This is a genomic window from Rhizobium sp. SG2393 (genome assembly GCF_042610495.1).
Classification (GTDB): domain Bacteria; phylum Pseudomonadota; class Alphaproteobacteria; order Rhizobiales; family Rhizobiaceae; genus RU20A.
This window is the reverse complement of sequence record NZ_JBHGAP010000002.1, coordinates 284,808-302,102: the sequence shown is the minus strand read 5'-3', so window position 1 is coordinate 302,102 and position 17,295 is coordinate 284,808. Positions and strand designations below refer to the sequence as shown.

The 17,295-nt window shown below is 64.2% G+C and carries 19 protein-coding genes and 1 tRNA gene; 10 read left to right on the top strand and 10 right to left on the bottom strand.

Going from position 1 to position 17,295, the window contains the following annotated elements; translation table 11 throughout:
* Window positions 1-17 precede the first annotated feature (17 nt).
* The 5 genes from ACED18_RS10205 to ACED18_RS10185 all read left to right on the top strand — a co-directional run bounded on the left by ACED18_RS10205 (window position 18) and on the right by ACED18_RS10185 (window position 4,930).
* On the top strand, window positions 18-401 hold the full coding sequence (locus tag ACED18_RS10205; protein ID WP_377291704.1) for a methylglyoxal synthase: 384 nt from the start codon (window positions 18-20) through the stop codon (window positions 399-401).
* A gap of 111 nt (window positions 402-512) precedes the next feature.
* Window positions 513-1,532, top strand: coding sequence for a glucokinase (locus tag ACED18_RS10200; RefSeq protein WP_377291702.1), 1,020 nt, complete (start codon window positions 513-515; stop codon window positions 1,530-1,532).
* Between the two features lie 119 nt (window positions 1,533-1,651).
* Window positions 1,652-3,454, top strand: a complete 1,803-nt coding sequence (locus tag ACED18_RS10195) for an ABC transporter ATP-binding protein (RefSeq protein WP_377291700.1) — start codon at window positions 1,652-1,654, stop codon at window positions 3,452-3,454.
* Entirely contained in the window at window positions 3,451-4,269 is an 819-nt protein-coding gene (gene dapB, locus ACED18_RS10190) for a 4-hydroxy-tetrahydrodipicolinate reductase (protein ID WP_377291698.1), read from the top strand. Before ACED18_RS10195 ends, dapB begins: the two co-directional genes overlap by 4 nt.
* A gap of 25 nt (window positions 4,270-4,294) precedes the next feature.
* On the top strand, window positions 4,295-4,930 hold the full coding sequence (locus ACED18_RS10185; RefSeq protein WP_377291696.1) for a 2,3-bisphosphoglycerate-dependent phosphoglycerate mutase: 636 nt from the start codon (window positions 4,295-4,297) through the stop codon (window positions 4,928-4,930).
* 188 nt (window positions 4,931-5,118) lie between these two features.
* On the opposite strand, the gene ACED18_RS10180 is transcribed toward ACED18_RS10185, so the two are convergent.
* Together ACED18_RS10180 and ACED18_RS10175 are read right to left on the bottom strand one after the other, a co-directional pair.
* The gene (locus ACED18_RS10180; RefSeq protein WP_377291694.1) at window positions 5,119-5,994 is read right to left on the bottom strand and encodes a methylated-DNA--[protein]-cysteine S-methyltransferase; all 876 of its coding nucleotides are present in this window, start codon (window positions 5,992-5,994) and stop codon (window positions 5,119-5,121) included.
* A gap of 85 nt (window positions 5,995-6,079) precedes the next feature.
* On the bottom strand, window positions 6,080-6,574 hold the full coding sequence (locus ACED18_RS10175) for a DUF2244 domain-containing protein (protein WP_377291692.1): 495 nt from the start codon (window positions 6,572-6,574) through the stop codon (window positions 6,080-6,082).
* Window positions 6,575-6,619: 45 nt separating this feature from the next.
* Here ACED18_RS10175 and nth point away from each other — a divergent pair, with 45 nt between their 5' ends.
* A complete protein-coding gene (gene nth / locus ACED18_RS10170; protein WP_377291690.1) occupies window positions 6,620-7,378 on the top strand; it encodes an endonuclease III in 759 nt (252 codons plus the stop codon).
* On the opposite strand, the gene ACED18_RS10165 is transcribed toward nth, so the two are convergent.
* Genes ACED18_RS10165 through ACED18_RS10155 form a run of 3 tightly spaced genes read right to left on the bottom strand, consistent with a single transcriptional unit; the run spans window position 7,368 to window position 10,283 of the window.
* Entirely contained in the window at window positions 7,368-8,645 is a 1,278-nt protein-coding gene (locus tag ACED18_RS10165; RefSeq protein ID WP_377291688.1) for an L-fuconate dehydratase, read from the bottom strand. The two genes, nth and ACED18_RS10165, sit on opposite strands and share 11 nt — an antisense overlap.
* A gap of 36 nt (window positions 8,646-8,681) precedes the next feature.
* Window positions 8,682-9,524: a fumarylacetoacetate hydrolase family protein gene (locus ACED18_RS10160; RefSeq protein WP_377291686.1), complete on the bottom strand. Its 843-nt coding sequence runs from the start codon at window positions 9,522-9,524 to the stop codon at window positions 8,682-8,684.
* Window positions 9,525-9,548: 24 nt separating this feature from the next.
* Entirely contained in the window at window positions 9,549-10,283 is a 735-nt protein-coding gene (locus ACED18_RS10155) for an SDR family oxidoreductase (RefSeq protein WP_377291684.1), read from the bottom strand.
* A gap of 195 nt (window positions 10,284-10,478) precedes the next feature.
* Here ACED18_RS10155 and ACED18_RS10150 point away from each other — a divergent pair, with 195 nt between their 5' ends.
* Entirely contained in the window at window positions 10,479-11,276 is a 798-nt protein-coding gene (locus ACED18_RS10150; protein ID WP_377291682.1) for an IclR family transcriptional regulator, read from the top strand.
* A gap of 25 nt (window positions 11,277-11,301) precedes the next feature.
* Here ACED18_RS10150 and ACED18_RS10145 read toward each other — a convergent pair whose 3' ends face one another.
* Window positions 11,302-11,433: a hypothetical protein gene (locus tag ACED18_RS10145; protein ID WP_377291680.1), complete on the bottom strand. Its 132-nt coding sequence runs from the start codon at window positions 11,431-11,433 to the stop codon at window positions 11,302-11,304.
* A 218-nt stretch (window positions 11,434-11,651) separates the two neighbouring features.
* Here ACED18_RS10145 and ACED18_RS10140 point away from each other — a divergent pair, with 218 nt between their 5' ends.
* A complete protein-coding gene (locus tag ACED18_RS10140; RefSeq protein ID WP_377291678.1) occupies window positions 11,652-13,298 on the top strand; it encodes a phosphoethanolamine transferase in 1,647 nt (548 codons plus the stop codon).
* Between the two features lie 140 nt (window positions 13,299-13,438).
* On the opposite strand, the gene ACED18_RS10135 is transcribed toward ACED18_RS10140, so the two are convergent.
* Both ACED18_RS10135 and ACED18_RS10130 read right to left on the bottom strand, forming a co-directional pair.
* A complete protein-coding gene (locus tag ACED18_RS10135; protein ID WP_377291676.1) occupies window positions 13,439-13,999 on the bottom strand; it encodes a cytochrome b/b6 domain-containing protein in 561 nt (186 codons plus the stop codon).
* A gap of 3 nt (window positions 14,000-14,002) precedes the next feature.
* Window positions 14,003-14,269: a PepSY domain-containing protein gene (locus tag ACED18_RS10130; RefSeq protein WP_377291674.1), complete on the bottom strand. Its 267-nt coding sequence runs from the start codon at window positions 14,267-14,269 to the stop codon at window positions 14,003-14,005.
* Between the two features lie 191 nt (window positions 14,270-14,460).
* On the opposite strand from ACED18_RS10130, the gene ACED18_RS10125 reads away from it, so the two are divergent.
* The gene (locus ACED18_RS10125) at window positions 14,461-15,120 is read left to right on the top strand and encodes a response regulator (protein ID WP_377291672.1); all 660 of its coding nucleotides are present in this window, start codon (window positions 14,461-14,463) and stop codon (window positions 15,118-15,120) included.
* Window positions 15,117-16,490 (top strand): sensor histidine kinase, encoded by a 1,374-nt coding sequence (locus ACED18_RS10120; protein WP_377291670.1) that lies wholly within the window; start codon window positions 15,117-15,119, stop codon window positions 16,488-16,490. The genes ACED18_RS10125 and ACED18_RS10120 overlap by 4 nt, the downstream gene beginning before the upstream one ends.
* Window positions 16,491-16,596: 106 nt before the next feature.
* Here the strand turns inward: ACED18_RS10120 and ACED18_RS10115 are convergent, their stop codons facing one another.
* Both ACED18_RS10115 and ACED18_RS10110 read right to left on the bottom strand, forming a co-directional pair.
* Window positions 16,597-17,034: an Lrp/AsnC family transcriptional regulator gene (locus tag ACED18_RS10115; RefSeq protein WP_377291668.1), complete on the bottom strand. Its 438-nt coding sequence runs from the start codon at window positions 17,032-17,034 to the stop codon at window positions 16,597-16,599.
* Window positions 17,035-17,175: 141 nt separating this feature from the next.
* Window positions 17,176-17,265: transfer RNA gene (locus ACED18_RS10110), tRNA-Ser, on the bottom strand.
* Window positions 17,266-17,295 lie beyond the last annotated feature (30 nt).

Below are 17,295 nucleotides of genomic sequence, written 5' to 3'. Positions count from 1 at the left end.
CAAAGCGGAGACCCGTCATGACCCGTCCGACATGCGTGGCGCTGATTGCCCACGACCAGAAGAAAGATGATCTGGCCGCCTTTGCGAAGCGGAATGAAGCGGTGCTGTCCGGCATGAAGATCGTGGCGACTGGCACGACCGGCGGCCGCGTTCTGGAAATGTGCCCCGGCCTCGATGTCACGCGCCTGAAAAGTGGGCCGCTTGGTGGTGACCAGCAGATCGGCGCGCTGATTGCCACCGGCGAGGTGGACATGCTGATTTTCTTCGTCGACCCGCTCACCGCCATGCCACACGATGTCGATGTGAAGGCGCTGATGCGGCTTGCGACCGTCTACGATATTCCGATGGCCCTCAACCAGGCGACGGCGGAGCAGTTGATCGTCTTCCAGCAGGCCTTATAACCATCGCACGCAAAGGCGGCGCCATGCGATCGATGGTGCCGGCAGACCGTCCATGTTCAACGTCGGCGCGCCGCCTCTCCCGCCCGGGCGCCGGTTCCAGCGAGATCCGAAATGGTCAACGAGCTCTCCAGCACCCTGTCCTTCCCGATCCTGATCGGTGATATCGGCGGGACCAATGCCCGCTTCGCCCTTCTGACGGATGCCTTTGCCGAGCGGCGCGAATTCCCGGTCGTGCAGACCGCCGATTTTCCGTCCATCGACGCGGCCATTCAGGAAACGGTTCTCGACAAGACCTCGGTTCAGCCGCGCACGGCCATCCTGGCCATTGCCGGCCCGATTCAGGGCGATGAGATCCCGCTGACCAATGCCGGCTGGGTGATCCGCCCGAAGACGCTCATCGGCGATCTCGGCTTTGAAAGCGTGCTTGTCATCAATGATTTCGAGGCGCAGGCGCTCGCCGTCGCCTCGCTGTCGGCCGAGGACCGCGAGCAGATCGGCCCCGGTGCCATCCGCCCGGCCGCTTCGCGCGTCGTGCTCGGGCCCGGCACGGGCCTTGGTGTCGCCGGCCTCCTGCATGCGCAGCACACCTGGTTTCCGGTGCCGGGCGAGGGTGGGCATGTGGACATGGGGCCGCGCACGGAACGCGACTACCAGATCTGGCCCTATATCGAGCGGCTGGACGGTCGCGTCTCCGGCGAGCAGCTGCTGTGCGGGCGTGGCATCATGCACATCTACAATGCCGTCTGCGCCGCGGACCGCAAGGAAGCAACCCTCGAAACCCCTGCCGACGTAACCTCGGCCGCTCTTGCCGGCAAGGACCCGCAGGCGGTGGAGACCGTCTCGCTGTTTGCGACCTATCTCGGTCGTCTGGCGGGCGACATGGCGCTTCTCTTCATGGCCCGTGGCGGCGTGTTCCTTGCGGGCGGCATCTCGGTAAAGATCCTTCCCGCCCTCAAACGCCCGGAATTCCGCATCGCCTTCGAGGATAAGGCGCCGCATTCCGCCCTGCTCGCAACCATTCCGACCTTCGTCGTGACGCATCCCATGGCAGCTCTCGCCGGTCTTGCCGCCTTCGCCCGCGCGCCGCAGCACTTCGGTGTTGCAACAGAGGGACGCTTCTGGAGAAGTTGATCGGGCTGGCGGGGCTCAGGACTCGCCAAGGCGAAAGCGAGGGCCTATAGAGCGGCAAGGGTCGAAAACGGGCATTTTTAGCCCGTGCACAAGACCATTTGTTGAAAGCCACCGGAAGAATGCAGCAACAGCACCTCGACACGGATACGGTGACCAGCATCCTCAAGCGGGTCGTCGCAGAAAACGCGCGTGATCATCTGCGAGGCTACGTCTATGCCATCGCCGCTCTCATTATCATCGCGGGCTCGACGGCCTTCACGGCCTGGATCATGGAATCCGTTGTCAATGAAGCCTTTGCCAACAAGCGGGCCGACATGGTGCTGCTGATCTGCGGCGGCATCTTCCTGGCCTTCGTGATCCGCGGCTTCGCAACCTATGCGCAGACGGTGCAACTGTCGAAGATCGGCAACAACATCGTCGCCCGCTACCAGAGCCGGCTCTACACGCATCTCATGGCGCTGAACGTCGGCTATTACAACAACACGCGGTCGGCCCAGCTTGCCGCCCAGATCAGCCAGAACGTCACCGGCATTCGTGACGTGTTGAACCTGACAGTCACATCCATTGCCCGCGATCTCCTGACGCTCGTTGCGCTGATCGGCGTCATGGTCAGCAAGGACTGGCTGCTGACGATCATCGTCTTCGTCATCGCACCGCCACTCGTCATCGGTCTGCGTTACGTGTCGCGTCGTCTGCGGTCAGCAACGCGAGAGGCCGTCGAGATCAACAGCCGCGTGCTCGGCGCCATGCAGGAAACGATCCAGGGCATCACCATCGTGAAGGCGTTCACGATGGAAGATGAATTGCGTCGCAAGGTTTCCTCGATCATCGACTATGCCGAAAACCGCGCCAACCGCATCGCGCGCCTCAGCGAGCGCACCGCTCCAATGACGGAAACCTTTGCCGGTCTCGCCATCTCCAGCGTGCTCGCATATGCGGCCTTCCGCTCCATCTATGCCGGCGTTCAGCCCGGCGCGTTCTTTGCCTTCGTCACGGCCCTGCTGATGGCCTACGAGCCCGCCCGCCGTCTGGCCCGTCTGCAGGTGCAGTTGGAGCGCGCTGTCGTCAACGCGCGCATGATCTATGAAATTCTCGACACCGAGCCCCTCCATCGTGACAAGGACGACGCCCGCGACCTGGCTGTCACACAGGCCAAAATCGAGTTTCGCGACGTCAAATTTTCCTATGCCAACAGCGAACAGGTTCTGCGCGGCGTGAACTTCGTGGCGGAAGGCGGAAAGACGACGGCGCTTGTCGGTCCCTCCGGCGCCGGCAAATCCACCGTCATCAGCCTGATCCCGCGTTTTTACGATCCGATGGGCGGCCAGATCCTCATCGACGGGCAGGACATCGCGACGATCACGAAGCAGTCGCTCCGCCAGGGCCTCGCCTATGTCTCGCAGCAGCCCTATCTTTTCGAGGGCACGATCCGAGACAATATCCGCTATGGCCGGCCGGAAGCGACCGACGCCGAGGTGGAAGAAGCCGCCCGTCTCGCCTACGCCCACGATTTCATCCTTGCCCAGCCGCAGGGCTATGACACGCCGGTCGGCGAGCACGGCTCGACCCTGTCGGGCGGCCAGCGCCAGCGCCTGTCCATCGCCCGCGCGCTGGTCCGCGGTGCGCCGATCCTGCTTCTGGACGAGGCGACATCGGCGCTCGACACCGAATCGGAAGCCGCTGTGCAGAAGGCGCTCGACGCGGCCATGAAGGGCCGTACCGTGATCGTTATCGCCCACCGTCTCTCCACCGTCGTCAAGGCTGACAAGATCGTCGTCATGCGCGACGGCCTGGTGGTCGAGGAAGGCACGCACGAGCAGCTTGCGCGCCAGCCGGGCGGTCTTTACGCTCGTCTCAACAATCTGCAGGGGCAGTCGTCCCTCCTTGACGATATCCCGTCAGAAGGAAGCATCACGCCATGAGCGCTCCGGACATGAAGCTCGTCGTCGTCGGTGCCGCCGGCCGCATGGGCCAGACGCTGATCCGCACCATTGCCGCCATGCCGGGCGTCACGCTGCACGCTGCCGTGGAGCGCGAGGGCTCTCCTTTCATCGGCAAGGATGCCGGTGCGCTGGCCGGCCTCGGTGAAAACGGTGTCGCCATCACCGATCGGCCGCTGGAAGCCTTCGTGGACGCCGAAGGCGTGCTGGATTTTACGGCCCCCGCCGCTTCCGTCGCCTTCTCCGAACTCGCGGCCCAGGCCCGCATCGTCCATGTCATCGGCACCACGGGCTGCGGGGCCGAGCACGAGGCTGCCTTCAAGGCCGCTGCCCGCCATGCCCGCATCGTCAAGTCCGGCAATATGAGTCTCGGGGTCAATCTGCTCGGCGTGCTGACCGAGCAGGCGGCGCGCGCGCTCTCGCCCGATGCCTGGGACATCGAAATCGTCGAGATGCACCATCGCCACAAGGTGGATGCGCCCTCCGGCACCGCACTTCTGCTCGGTGAAGCCGCCGCAAAGGGGCGCTGCATCGCGCTTGCCGACCACTCTGTGCGCGTGCGTGATGGCCATACGGGCCCGCGCGAAGCCGGCACGATCGGCTTTGCCACGCTGCGCGGTGGCTCTGTCATCGGCGAGCATTCCGTTCTGCTGGCCGGCGAGGGCGAGATCGTGACACTCTCCCACAGCGCCACCGACCGTTCCATCTTCGCCCGCGGCGCCGTCACGGCAGCGCTCTGGGCGCGGGGCGCAAAGCCCGGTTTCTATTCGATGCTCGACGTGCTCGGGCTCGCCTGACCCAACCTAGCCAGAGGAAGCAGACATGAGCGGAACCCTTGTCCTCGTACGCCACGGACAGAGTGATTGGAACCTGAAGAACCTCTTCACCGGCTGGCGTGACCCGGATCTGACCGATCTCGGCGTTACCGAAGCGACTGCCGGCGCCAAGGCGCTCGCGGACTACGGCATCCGGTTCGACATCGCGTTTACCTCCGACCTGAAGCGCGCCCAGCGCACCTGCCAGATCATCCTCGACGGCGTCGGCCAGTCCGGCCTCGAGACGATCCGCAACCAGGCGCTCAACGAGCGGGACTACGGCGATCTCTCCGGCCTCAACAAGGACGACGCCCGCGCCAAGTGGGGCGAGGAGCAGGTGCATGTCTGGCGCCGCTCCTATGACGTTCCGCCCCCGGGCGGCGAAAGCCTCAAGGACACCGGCGCCCGCGTCTGGCCCTATTACATGACCGAAATCCTGCCGCGCGTTCTCGCCGGCCAGAAGGTGCTGGTCGCCGCCCACGGCAATTCGCTGCGCTCGCTGCTGATGGTGCTCGATCGCCTCGACCGCGAACAGATCCTCTCGGTCAACCTCGCGACCGGCGTTCCCATGGTCTACAAGCTGAAGGCCGACTCCACCGTCGCGTCCAAGGAAGTCCTCGGCGACATGTCCGGCGCGCATTGAGCGCTGATGACGCATTGAGATGAGGGGGAACGCCCCCTCATCCGCCTGCCGGCATCTTCTCCCCGAGGGGAGAAGAGCCAACGTCGTGAGCGCACGCCTTTGATGATGCCGATGCTTGAGGCACTCGTCTCATCTCCTCTCCGGGAGAGGGCAGCGTGAGGGGTCTTCCCTCCGACCGCGCTGTATTCCTACCCCGCCTGTGCCGTCTCCCACCCGAGAATCGCCCGCTTGCGCGTCAGCCCCCAGTGATAGCCCGTCAGCGCCCCGGATTTGCCGAGCGCGCGGTGGCAGGGAACGACGAAGGAGATGGGGTTGCGGCCGACGGCAGCACCCACGGCGCGTGAGGCGGTCGGCTGGCCGATATCGCAGGCGATGTCGGAATAGGTGACGGCACGGCCGAAGGGGATTTTCAAGAGCGCCTGCCAGACGCGGATCTGGAAATCCGAACCGATCAGCACCACGCGCAGCGGCGCCTCCGCCCGCCAGCGGTCCGGATGGAAGACGCGCACCGCATAGGGCGCCGTGGCGGCCTGATCCTGTTCGAAGCGGGCATTCGGCCAGCGGATGGCCATGTCCTCGAAGGCCGCCTGCTCGCCCCCCTGATCGGCAAAGGCAAGACCCGCCAGCCCGCGATCGGTTGCCATGACGACGGCAATGCCGAAGGGGGAATCGTGGAAGCCGTAGCGGATCGTGAGACCTGCGCCGCGCGCCTTCCATTCGCCCGGCGACATGGCCTCGTGGGTGACGAAAAGATCGTGCAGGCGTCCCGGCCCCGACAAACCGAGTTCGAGGCTTGTTTCGAGCAGCGGCAGGTTCTCGTCACGCATCAGCCGCCGGGCATGATCCAGCGTCACCGCCTGCAGGAAGGCCTTGGGCGACAGGCCAGCCCAGCGCGTGAAGGTCTTCTGCAATTGCGTCGGCGACAGGCCGAGTTCGGCGGCGAGATCGTCAAGCTGCGGCTGGGTGCGGTAGTCCTCCGTCAGCCGCTCGATCACCCGGCGCACGACCTCGTAGTCGGCACCCGCGGGCGTGATTTCGGCTTCGATGGTGGGAACGATGGTCATGGCGGTCTCTGCTTCGTCTCGGATCTGGGATGAACAGACACCAAAGCGGGAGGCCATGCCACCCGAAACCTGCACCTGCGAGCGTCTAGCGCTTCACGGTGGCGAGTGCGCCTGAAAAGGCCTTGGCGAAACTCTCCCGGTCGTCGGCATTGAGGAAGGAGCCGATATCGGTGCTGCGGCCCTGACCGGACACCCACATGGAAACGATGCCGATTTCCGTGTGGCGGTTCACGTTGAAGCGCGTCCAGAAGGGAACGAAGCGGTGCTCGGTGATGCGGCCCGCCGGCGAGATCTTGCGGATCGACAGATCCGTGCGCGACAGGCTCACCTCCTCGCGGGCGCGCGCCGAACGGTAGGAGAGCCAGAAGGCGCCGTAGAGCAGCAGGAAATCCAGCCCGAAGAAGACCATGATCGGCCAGGCGCCGAGCCCGAAGAAGATGAAAAGGTGGATTGCGGTCAGGGCACCGGCAATGGCGAAGAAGACCGTGTAGCCGCGTCTGCCGAGCGAGCGATAGGGTGTCAGCTCGGCCTGAAAGACCGGCACCTCGTTGACGGTGATCTCTCCATTGCGCTCGTCCATGGCCGACGACTATAGGTGACATCGGGAAAACGGAAAGATGAAAAGTTGACGACGGTCAGAAAGTCGCAATCTGCGCCCCGCCGGCGGGTTCGCAGCGCCTACACCAGGGAGGAGATCGCCGAGATCTTCCGCCGCTTCTCCATCCAGCGGCCGGAGCCGAAGGGCGAGCTGGAACACGTCAATCCCTTCACGCTCGTCGTGGCGGTGGCGCTGTCGGCGCAGGCGACCGATGCGGGCGTGAACAAGGCGACGCGCGCGCTGTTTGCCGTCGCCGATACGCCGGAGAAGATGCTGGCGCTCGGGGAAGATCAGGTTCGCGACTACATCAAGACCATCGGCCTCTTCCGCAACAAGGCGAAGAACGTCATCGCCCTGAGCGAGAAGCTGGTGCGCGATTTCGGCGGAGAAGTGCCGCAGACGCGCGAGGAACTGGTGACATTGCCCGGTGTCGGGCGAAAGACGGCCAATGTCGTGCTCTCCATGGCCTTCGGCCAGGCGACAATGGCGGTCGATACCCACATCTTCCGCATTGCCAACCGCCTGAAGCTCGCGCCCGGCAAGACCCCCGACGCGGTGGAGCAGGCGCTTCTCAAGGTCATTCCCGACCTTTACCTTTTCCACGCCCATCACTGGCTGATCCTGCACGGCCGCTATGTCTGCAAGGCCCGCAAGCCGGACTGTCCGGCCTGCGTGATCGCCGACATCTGCAAGTCGCCGGAAAAGACCGTGGACGTGCCCGCGCCGCTCGTTCCCCTGGAGGATAGCGGCGCGGGCACGTCCACGAACGAAACCGTCACCCCTTGAACTGGTTGGCGGCGATCGATTCCGGCCTCATCTCGATCGAGAAACCCGGCAGGCGCGGCGGCATGTAGGCGGCATTCTCGATCCGGCAGGGTTCGATGAAATGCTCGTGCAGGTGATCGACATACTCGATCACACGCCCCTCCTTGCTGCCGGAGACGGCGACGTAGTCGATCATCGACAGATGCTGCACATATTCGCAAAGCCCCACGCCACCGGCATGCGGCCAGACCGGCAGGCCGAATTTCGCCGCCATCAGGAGAACGCCGAGCACCTCGTTCAGCCCGCCCATGCGGCAGCTGTCGATCTGCACGATGTCGATGGCGCCATTGGCGATCATCTGCTTGAAGACGATGCGGTTCTGGCACATTTCGCCGGTCGCGACCTTCACTGGCGCCACGGCCTCGCGGATCTTGCGGTGGCCGAAGACGTCGTCGGGGCTCGTCGGCTCCTCGATGAAGAAGGGCTTGTAGACGGCAAGCTCCTTCACCCAGTCGATGGCCTGGTTGACCTCCCAGACCTGATTGGCATCGATCATCATGAAGCGGTCGTAGCCGATCACCTCGCGGCAGATGCGCAGCCGCCGCTTGTCGTCCTCGAGATCGCGGCCGACCTTCATCTTGATGTGGGTGAAGCCCTCGTCGACCGCTTCCTGCGCCAGCCGCCGCAGCTTCTCGTCGTCATAGCCGAGCCAGCCGGCCGACGTCGTGTAGCAGGCGTAGCCTTCCTTTTCGAGGATCGCCATGCGCTCTGCCTTGCCGGGTTCGGCCTTGCGCAGGATGGCAAGCGCCTCCTCCGGCGTCAGGGCATCGGTGAGGTAGCGGAAATCGACGATCGAGACGATCTCCTCCGGGCTCATTTCGGCCACCAGGCGCCAGACCGGCTTGCCGGCCTTTTTCGCAAGCAGATCCCAGACGGCATTGACGACCGCGCCGGTGGCCAGATGCATGGCGCCCTTGTCCGGCCCGATCCACCGCAGCTGGCTGTCGCTCGTCACGTGCCGCCAGAAGCGACCGGGATTTTCGGCCACCCAGTCGAGATCGAGCCCCACCACGAGATGCTTCATCGCGTTGATCGCGGCGCAGCAGATGTCGTTGCCGCGACCGATCGTGAAGGTCAGGCCATGGCCTTCCAGCCCGGGCGCATCCGTGCCGAGGATGACGTAGGCTGCCGAGTAATCCGGATCCGGATTCATGGCATCCGATCCATCGAGACTTGCCGATGTCGGAAAGCGAAGGTCGATGGACTTGAGGCTCGTGATGACGGTCATTCTGCTCCCCCCGGGGCTGGCTTTCTTCTGGCGCCGTCAGGCGTCGTTGCGCAGCGTCTGCTTCTGCTGTCCAAGGCCCGCAATGCCGAGCGCGACGACATCGCCCGCCTTCAGGTAGCGCGGCGGCTTCTGGCCCATGCCGACGCCCGGCGGCGTACCGGTGGAGATGATGTCGCCCGGCTGCAGCGACATGAAGCGGCTGAGGTAGGAGACGAGGAAGGCGACGCCGTAGACCATGGTCTTGGTGGAGCCGTTCTGCATGGTCTCGCCATTGACCGCGAGCCACATGTCGAGCGCCTGCGGGTCGGCAACCTCGTCCTTCGTCACCAGCCAGGGGCCGATCGGGCCGAAGGTGTCGGAGGACTTGCCCTTGGTCCACTGTCCCGCATGCTCGAGCTGGAAGGCGCGCTCGGAGACATCGTGCACGACGCAGTAGCCGGCAACATAATCCAGCGCCTCGGCCTCCGAGACGTATTTCGCGGTCTTGCCGATGACGACGCCGAGCTCGACTTCCCAGTCGGTCTTCTCCGAGCCGCGCGGGATCAGCACATCGTCATCCGGACCGCAAATGGCCGACGTGGCCTTCATGAAGATGACGGGCTCCGGCGGAACGGCCATGCCGCTTTCGGCAGCGTGGTCGGAATAGTTGAGGCCGATGCAGATGAACTTGCCGGTGCCGGCAACGCAGGGGCCGAAACGGCCGGCCTCAAGTTCCGGCAGGCTCGCCGGATCGAGCGCCGCGATGCGGGCAAGGCCTTCAGGCGAGATCGCCGCGCCGCCAATATCGGAGACATGGGCGGAGAGGTCGCGCAGCTTGCCGTCCCTGTCCACGAGGGCGGGCTTTTCCTGGCCGGGAAGGCCGACACGGGTGAGCTTCATGGCAATGTCCTTTGAAGAGAAAGATCAGATCGTCCAGCCGCCATCGATGGCGTAGGCCTGGCCGGAGGTATAGGTGGCGCCGGCGAGATAGACGGCAAGGTCGGCGATTTCCTCGGGCGTGCCGAGGCGGCCCATGGGCTGGCGGGCGATGAAGGCGGCGCGTGCCGCATCGTAGTCGCCCTGCGCCTTCATGCGGTCCTGCAGCGAGGGGCTTTCGACGGTGCCCGGGCAGATGGCGTTGCAGCGAATGCCCTGGCCGACATAGTCGGCGGCGACCGATTTGGTCAGCCCCACGACGGCGGCCTTGGTGACGGTATAGGCGCAGCGGTTCGGCACGCCCTTCACGCTGGAAGCCACCGAAGCCATGTTGATGATCGACCCGTCCTTCTTCTCCAGCATGGCCGGCAGCACGGCGCGGATGACGCGGATCATGGCGCGGACATTGAGATCGAAGGCGAAATCGAGATCCTTGTCGCTCATCTCCAGGATCGAGCCGGCATGCACGAAGCCGGCGCAGTTGAAGAGCACGTCGAAGGGGCCGGTTTCGGACACGACGGCCGTCACCGCTTCATCCTTGAGAACATCGAGGATGCGCGTCGTGATGCCTGCTTCGCCGTCCAGCGTCGCCAGCGCCGCCGCATTGATGTCCGTTGCAACGACCGATGCGCCGGCGCGGGCAAAGGCCAGTGCACTGGCGCGGCCAATCCCTTGGCCGGCGGCCGTGACAAGCACACGCTTGTTGGCAAGCGAAATCGACATGGAAGGCTCCTTCTGGCGAATGTCCGGCGGCACGCCGTGTTCCGGAAATGACGAAGGACGATAGTGCCGATCAGGCGCGCGTTTCCGCGTGCCCCGCCAGCCGATCTTCCTCCCTTTAAGCAGCCTCTTGCGTGCCGCCCGTTCATTCATATACAAAACATTTATTCATCAGTAGTCAAGTGCGGAGAGGGAACCATGAGCGAAAACGACAGCGATCGCTACCGCGCGCCAGCCCTCGACAAGGGACTTGATATCCTCGAACTGCTGGCGGAGGAGGAGGCCGGCCTCACCCAGGCCGAAATTGCCAAGCGGCTGGACAGGGGCGCCAGCGAATTCTACCGCATGCTCGACCGGCTGGTGAAACGTGGTTACGTAAGCCGGATGGACGGCGATCGATTCGCCCTGTCCCTGAAGCTTTTCGGCCTTGCCCAGCGGCATGCGCCGATCCGCCGGCTGACCTCCTTTGCCGTCCCTGTCATGCGCGATCTCGCCGAAGCGACACGTCAGGCCAACCAGCTTGTCGTCTTTGATCGAGGAAATCCGGTTGTGGTCGCACAGCAGGAGGCGCCCGGCTACTGGGGCATCTCCATCCGCGTCGGCTCGCGAATCGGCCTCTTCGACACGGGCTCCGGCCATGTCCTCCTGGCGTTCCGCTCCCAGCGGGAGCGCGAGCGCATGATCGCCGAGCATCTTGGCAATCGCGCCCACGGGTGGGGGATCGACGCGTCCTTCTTCGACAGGCTGGAGGCGGTCCGCGCTGAAGGTCACGAGCGCATGCCGAGCGCCCAGACCGCTGGTGTCACAAATCTTTCGACCCCTGTGCTGGGTGCCGATGGCAAGGCGATCGCTGCACTCACGATCCCCTATCTTCCACTGATCAACGTGCCCGATGCTCCCGACATGGAGGGAGCCGTCACCGCCCTCAAGGCGGCCAGCCGGGCCCTGTCGGTGATGTCCGGTGCGGAAGATGTCGTTGGAACGAGCCCCTTGTAGAGCGTCCCGCACCGCACCTCGAAGGTCAGCGGCGCATCAGCGTCACATCCGCCCGTAGCGTCTGCGGCCCGTCCCCGCCATGTCTGACGGCGGGGATTGCCAGCACCGACAGGATCAGGAAGCCGATGAGCAGGGGGCCGAGATGGATGGTTTTCACCGTTGATTTCCTGGCACGCATTCCGGATGAGGTGGCTGTCTTCTCCAAGGCTAGGCTGACGCGAACCTGAATCCTGTCCGGATGGCCGTATGTGCCGGATCCCGAAACTTCTCTTCTGCTCTTCAGCTTCGTGTCAGGAAGCGAGCGCATCAGCACGAGCTTCAGACTCGGGGCTGTCAGATCGGCAGGGTCCGGTCGCATGTCAGGAGACAGACGCCTTGTATTCGCCCACCATGGCCGGCCGAACCACCTCGGGTTTCAGGCCCCGCATCGCCAGCATCCCGCTGTCGATTCTCGTTGCCCTCTATCTGTTGTTCGTGACCAACCACACGTACTGGTCCAAGGCCTGGAGCTACATGGCCGACCAGACGCTGGCGGTGATCGTGCTCGGCATTGGCATGGCGGGGCTTTTCAGTGCTGCGTGCATCGCCGTTTCGGTCAAATACCTGACCAAGCCCATTTTCATATTCCTGATCCTGGCCAGCGCGGCCGCAGCCTGGTTCATGGATCACCTCGGCATCATCGTCGACACCGAAATGATCCGCAACGCTGCCGAGACGAATACAGCGGAAGCCGGACACCTGATCACGCCGGCCTTTGTGCTGCACATGCTGATCTTCGGCATCGTTCCTGCTCTGCTCGTCGCGATCGTGCGCATCGAGCACCGGACCTTTGGGCGCAAGGTGCTCCACAATCTTCTCGCGATCGCCGCCTGCCTGGGCTTGGCCGGTGCGGCCGCCTACCAGTATTCCTACATGTATGCCTCGCTGATCCGCATCCATCGCGACTGGTTCGAGACGCTGAACCCGGTAACCCCGATCGCCTCGGCGGTGAAATTCGCGATCGGCAAGGGCTCGGAAGCCAATATCGTCGTCAAGCCGATCGGCACCGATGCGAAGGTGCTCGGCGCCGCCGTTCCCGCCCGCAAGCCCCGCCTCGTCGTCATCGTCGCCGGCGAAACGGCGCGGGCCGAGAACTGGTCGATGAGCGGCTATAGCCGGGAAACCACGCCTGAGCTCAAGAAGCAGGACATCACCTATTTCCCCAATGCCACGAGCTGCGGCACGTCCACGGCCGTCTCGATCCCCTGCCTCTTCTCCGTCTACACCCGCAGCGAATACACGCACCGCAAGGGCATCGAGACGGAAAATCTCGTCGATGTGCTGCGCCATGCCGGCGTGAACGTGAACTGGTGGGACAACAACACCGGCAGCTACAAGGTTGCCGCCCGCATCGAGGAGATTAGCTTCCCCGCCATGAACGATCCTGCCTTCTGCAAGGACGGCGAGTGCCAGGACGGCATGTTCCTCAAGGAGATCGACAAGTGGATCGGCACGATCACGCAGGACACCGTTCTCGTCGTCCACCAGATCGGCAGCCATGGCCCCTCATACTATCTCCGCTATCCCGAGGAGTTCCGCCGCTTCAAGCCGGACTGCCGCTCGGCTGAATTTGCCGACTGCACCCATGAGGAGCTGGTGAACGCCTACGACAATACGCTCCTCTACACCGACCACATCATCTCCAGCATCATCGACCGGCTGAAGGCCGTCCAGGATCGCTTCGATCCCGCGCTGATCTACGCCTCCGACCACGGCGAATCGCTTGGCGAATACGGCGTCTATCTCCACGGCGCGCCCTACATGATCGCTCCCAGCCAGCAAACCCACGTGCCTTTCCTGCTGTGGTTCGGTGATGCGGAAAAGAAGCAGATGGACATGGCCTGCATCGCAAAGGAAGCCGCCGGCGACATCTCGCACGACAACATCTTCCACACCGTGCTCGGCATGATGCATGTTGAAACCACGGTGCGAGACAAGGATCTCGATCTCGTGACGGGTTGCCGGACAGGCGCGAATTCCTGAGGTTCAGGCTCGGCGAGGGACGGTTCACACGTCCCCGGCCGTGCCGCCTTCGGAACGATTGTGACAGGCAAGCAAAAGGCCATCGCCTCCCCGGGGAAAGCGATGGCCTTTCTGCTTTGCCTTGTCTTTGAGGGGCGTTTCTACAGCACGTCGCCGGGTCGTGGCGCCCGCTTGCGCCCCGAAATCATCGCGCCGACCAGGTTCTCGTGATGGCGGATGCTTTCGAAAAGGACGCCGAAGAGATGCAGCGCGACGGCCGCCAGCATCATGTTTGCCAGCGCCTCGTGGGTCTCTTCCACCCATTCCACGCCCCAGTAGGCGTCCGTGGTCTGTAGCCAGCCGGTGAGCGCGACGCCGGCCATGGCAAGGATGAGCGCCATCACCATCAGCCCGCCCAGCGGATTGTGGCCGATATAGCGGGGGTCCCGGCGCCGGATCATGCTGCCGACATAGGAGACGACATGAGCGGGGCTGCGCACGAACTGGCGGAAGCGGGCATAGGGCGAGCCCGCAAAGCCCATGACGATCCGGCTGGCGATGAGGGCGCCGGCAACATAGCCGGCGACCTCATGCACATCGCGGATGTCTTCCGCCGTCACATAGGCGAGCGCGAAACTGCCGGCGAGCCCCCAGTGGAAGATCCGAACCAGCGGATCCCAGACCCGGATCGTGCCCGATGGCGTGGAGGATGCTGAGGACATTGCTCAGTCCTCGGTCTTCAGGTCGACGGCGACGAAGGTCTTCGGATCGAAATAGGCCTCCACCTTCTCGCCCTTGGCGTTCAAGGCATACGCTTCGTAGCAGCCGTCCTCGCTGCGGATCGAGCGGACCGTCCAGCCCTGGCCTTCAAGCTTGGTCTGCAGCGCTTCGCGGGGCTGCCAGTCTGCCATCGGCACGCTGCATTTTTCGGAGGCGGCGGCGGTGCCGGCGAGCAAAAGGCAAGCCGAAAGGGTTGGGAATATGATCTTCATTGCAAGTCTCCGTGGGGTTGGAACGTGATGATGCTTTTCTCCTCCAGCTTCCTGACGACCCGCTGAAGGCTGTGTGCGGCGTGAAGAAAGCGCTTGGCGCCCCTTCAGCGCTCCGTCAGAATCCCGCGAAACAAGACGAGCCCGGCCGGCGCGATGTTGAAGATCCGAAGCCGGCGAGAAAAGGTGTCACAGTGCGCGTTCTGCTGGTCGAAGACGATGAAACCCTGGGGGATGCCGTGCGTGCCCACGTTGCGGCTGCCGGTCACGCGGTCGACTGGATGAAAGGCGTTGCCGATGCAGAGCTTGCTGCCCGCACGGCCTCCTACAGCCTCGTTCTTCTCGATCTGCGCCTGCCCGATGGTTCCGGTATCGCCCTGTTGAAAGGTCTGCGGGCTCGCGGCGTGACGACCCCGGTCATCATCCTGACCGCGCATGACCAGATCTCTGACCGGATCGAAGGGCTGAACAGCGGCGCGGACGACTATCTCGTCAAACCCTTCCATCTGGACGAGCTGACGGCGCGCATGCTCGCCGTCGCACGCCGCTACGCCGGCCAGGCGCGGCCGGTCATCGTGATCGGTGCATTGACCATCCACCCGGCGGACCGCGCGGTTCAACTGTCCGGCGCCGATATCGTTCTGTCCAGCCGCGAATGGGCGGTGCTGGATGCGCTGGTTGCCCGCCCGGGTGCCATCATCTCCAAGCAGCAGATCGAAGAGGCGCTCTACGCCTTTGGCCAGGAGGTGGAAAGCAATACGGTCGAAGTCTATGTGAGCCGCCTGCGCAAGAAGCTCGGCAAGGATATTGTCGAGACCGTGCGCGGCATCGGCTACAGGATGGGCAAGGCATGAAGGCAAGCGACAAAAGCATGGCCCGCCGCCTTGTCGTCTGGCTGACGGCGACGCTGACCGGCTTCTGGCTGGCGGCCGCCGGCCTTGGCGCCCATGTCATGCAGGAGGAATTCGGCGAGATTTTCGACAGCGCGCTTCAGGAAACCGCTGCGCGCCTGCTGCCGATCGTCGTCGATGACCTCTACCAGCGCCCCGACGATCAGGGGCCGCTGAATTTCCAGCAGGCAGCGCCGCTCAGCGAAGAGGAATATCTCACCTACCAGGTCCGCGATGCCACGGGAAAGGTGCTCATGCACTCCCACGATCAGGCGCGCAAACCCTTCAATGCGCCACTTTCGGGCGGCTTCTGGGATGGTGACGGCCACCGCGTCTACACGCTCGCCGCCATCAGCAACACCATCTTCGTGCAGGTTGCCGATCCGCTCTCCCATCGTCGCGAGGCCCTGCGAGAAGGTGCCGCGGCGCTGCTCCTCCCGCTCTTCCTGCTGGTTCCCGGAAGCGTTTTGCTGGTCTGGCTGATCGTGCGACGTGTCATGGAGCCGGTCGACGAGCTTCGCGCCGCCATCGGTCTGAAAGACAGCGGCAATCTTGCCGACATGGAGGCGGACGGTCTGCCACGCGAGTTGCAGCCCATCGTCTCCTCCGTCAACGGCCTGCTCGCCCGCCTGCGCACCGCGCTCGACGCCGAGCGCGAGTTCACCTCCAACAGCGCACATGAGCTGCGCACGCCGATTGCCGGCGCGCTGGCACAGACGGAGGTTCTGGTGGCGCTCCTGGAGGATGGGCCGGCCCGCGAACGTGCCCGGCAGGTGGAAAGCGCACTGAACCGGCTTGCGGGCCTGACGGAAAAGCTGCTCCAGCTTTCCCGTGCCGAGGCCGGCATCGGCGCGGCCGAACGCGCGATCGACCTCGTCCCGGTCATCGATCTCGTCGTCACCGACTTTCGCCGCAGCCTCGATGAACCGGGCCGCCTTGAGGTCAGCCGCGCGCCGGGCGCCCGCCTCTTCGAAGCCGCCGACCCCGACGCCTTTGCCATAGCGCTGCGCAATCTCATCGAGAACGCCGTCCGCCATGGTTCGGCCGACGAAGCCGTCACGATCCGGCTGGAAGAAGACGGGGCACTGTCGATTACCAATGGCTGCCCGCCACTGTCGCCCGAGGAACTGACCCTCATCCGCCGCCGCTTCAGCCGCGGCCGCACGCAGGCGCAAGGGTCGGGCCTTGGCCTCTCGATTGTCGATCGCCTCCTGCGGCAGATGCGTGCCGAACTGCACCTTGCCTCGCCCGCGCCCGGCCGCGCGGACGGCTTCGAAGCCCGCATCCGCTTTGTTCGCGGAGCCGATGCGGTTGCCACAACGACGGCGGATTGAGCAGGAAGCGGGCGACCCGGCATCGAAGATCTGAAGGACGAGAGATGTCTGGAAGACGGGCGCAGAATGCCGCGCGACCGGTGCCGGCAGCGCTCCGAATGTCCTGTCAGGTGCTGGACAGCAGCAGGCTCGTCTCGCTGTTGGAAACACCGTCGATCATCCGGACTTCCCGCAGCACCCGGTCGAAATCCGCAAGGCTCGCCGCCCGGATCGTGGCGACCAGATCCCAGTTGCCATTGGTCGTGTGCAGGGACACGATCTCCGGCAGACCGCGCAGCCGGCGTATGACCTGATTGGTAGACTTGCCGACCACCTCGATCATCATGATCGCCTGCACGGTCTGCGCATCGTAATCCTCACGCACACGCACCGTGAAACCCAGCAGCGTCCCCGTTGCCATCAGTCGGTCGAGCCGGTTCTGCACCGTCCCCCGCGCGACGCCGAGCGCCTCCGACAGCTTCGAAAGAGACGCCCGCCCGTCAACCCGCAAATGCGCGATGATGCGCCGGTCCAGCTCATCCGGAATGTATTTGCCCGCTTCCAAAATGCCGCCCCGTGGTGGATCGATTCACAACCGATCCATAGCGCAAACAAACCGAAACGTCGCGCATGTCGCGTTCACATGATCCGGGTTCGACAGTGTGTTCGCCGTTGTTCGATGAAGGCAATGATCAAATGGTGAAAGTGGCGGACAGAGAGGGATTCGAACCCTCGATACGCTTTCACGTATACACGCGTTCCAGGCGTGCGCCTTCAACCACTCGGCCACCTGTCCGTCTGAAGAGCCGCTGTCGCCGGTTGGTGC

Bases quoted from the DNA above. Each gene is read 5' to 3' on its own strand.
- ACED18_RS10185 (WP_377291696.1), top strand. From the start codon at position 4,295: ATGAGCGGAACCCTTGTCCTCGTACGCCACGGACAGAGTGATTGGAAC.
- ACED18_RS10120 (WP_377291670.1), top strand. From the start codon at position 15,117: ATGAAGGCAAGCGACAAAAGCATGGCCCGCCGCCTTGTCGTCTGGCTG.
- ACED18_RS10195 (WP_377291700.1), top strand. From the start codon at position 1,652: ATGCAGCAACAGCACCTCGACACGGATACGGTGACCAGCATCCTCAAG.
- ACED18_RS10150 (WP_377291682.1), top strand. From the start codon at position 10,479: ATGAGCGAAAACGACAGCGATCGCTACCGCGCGCCAGCCCTCGACAAG.
- ACED18_RS10160 (WP_377291686.1), bottom strand. From the start codon at position 9,524: ATGAAGCTCACCCGTGTCGGCCTTCCCGGCCAGGAAAAGCCCGCCCTC.
- ACED18_RS10180 (WP_377291694.1), bottom strand. From the start codon at position 5,994: ATGACCATCGTTCCCACCATCGAAGCCGAAATCACGCCCGCGGGTGCC.
- ACED18_RS10205 (WP_377291704.1), top strand. From the start codon at position 18: ATGACCCGTCCGACATGCGTGGCGCTGATTGCCCACGACCAGAAGAAA.
- ACED18_RS10130 (WP_377291674.1), bottom strand. From the start codon at position 14,269: ATGAAGATCATATTCCCAACCCTTTCGGCTTGCCTTTTGCTCGCCGGC.
- ACED18_RS10175 (WP_377291692.1), bottom strand. From the start codon at position 6,574: ATGGACGAGCGCAATGGAGAGATCACCGTCAACGAGGTGCCGGTCTTT.
- ACED18_RS10155 (WP_377291684.1), bottom strand. From the start codon at position 10,283: ATGTCGATTTCGCTTGCCAACAAGCGTGTGCTTGTCACGGCCGCCGGC.
- ACED18_RS10135 (WP_377291676.1), bottom strand. From the start codon at position 13,999: ATGTCCTCAGCATCCTCCACGCCATCGGGCACGATCCGGGTCTGGGAT.
- ACED18_RS10165 (WP_377291688.1), bottom strand. From the start codon at position 8,645: ATGACCGTCATCACGAGCCTCAAGTCCATCGACCTTCGCTTTCCGACA.
- ACED18_RS10200 (WP_377291702.1), top strand. From the start codon at position 513: ATGGTCAACGAGCTCTCCAGCACCCTGTCCTTCCCGATCCTGATCGGT.
- dapB (WP_377291698.1), top strand. From the start codon at position 3,451: ATGAGCGCTCCGGACATGAAGCTCGTCGTCGTCGGTGCCGCCGGCCGC.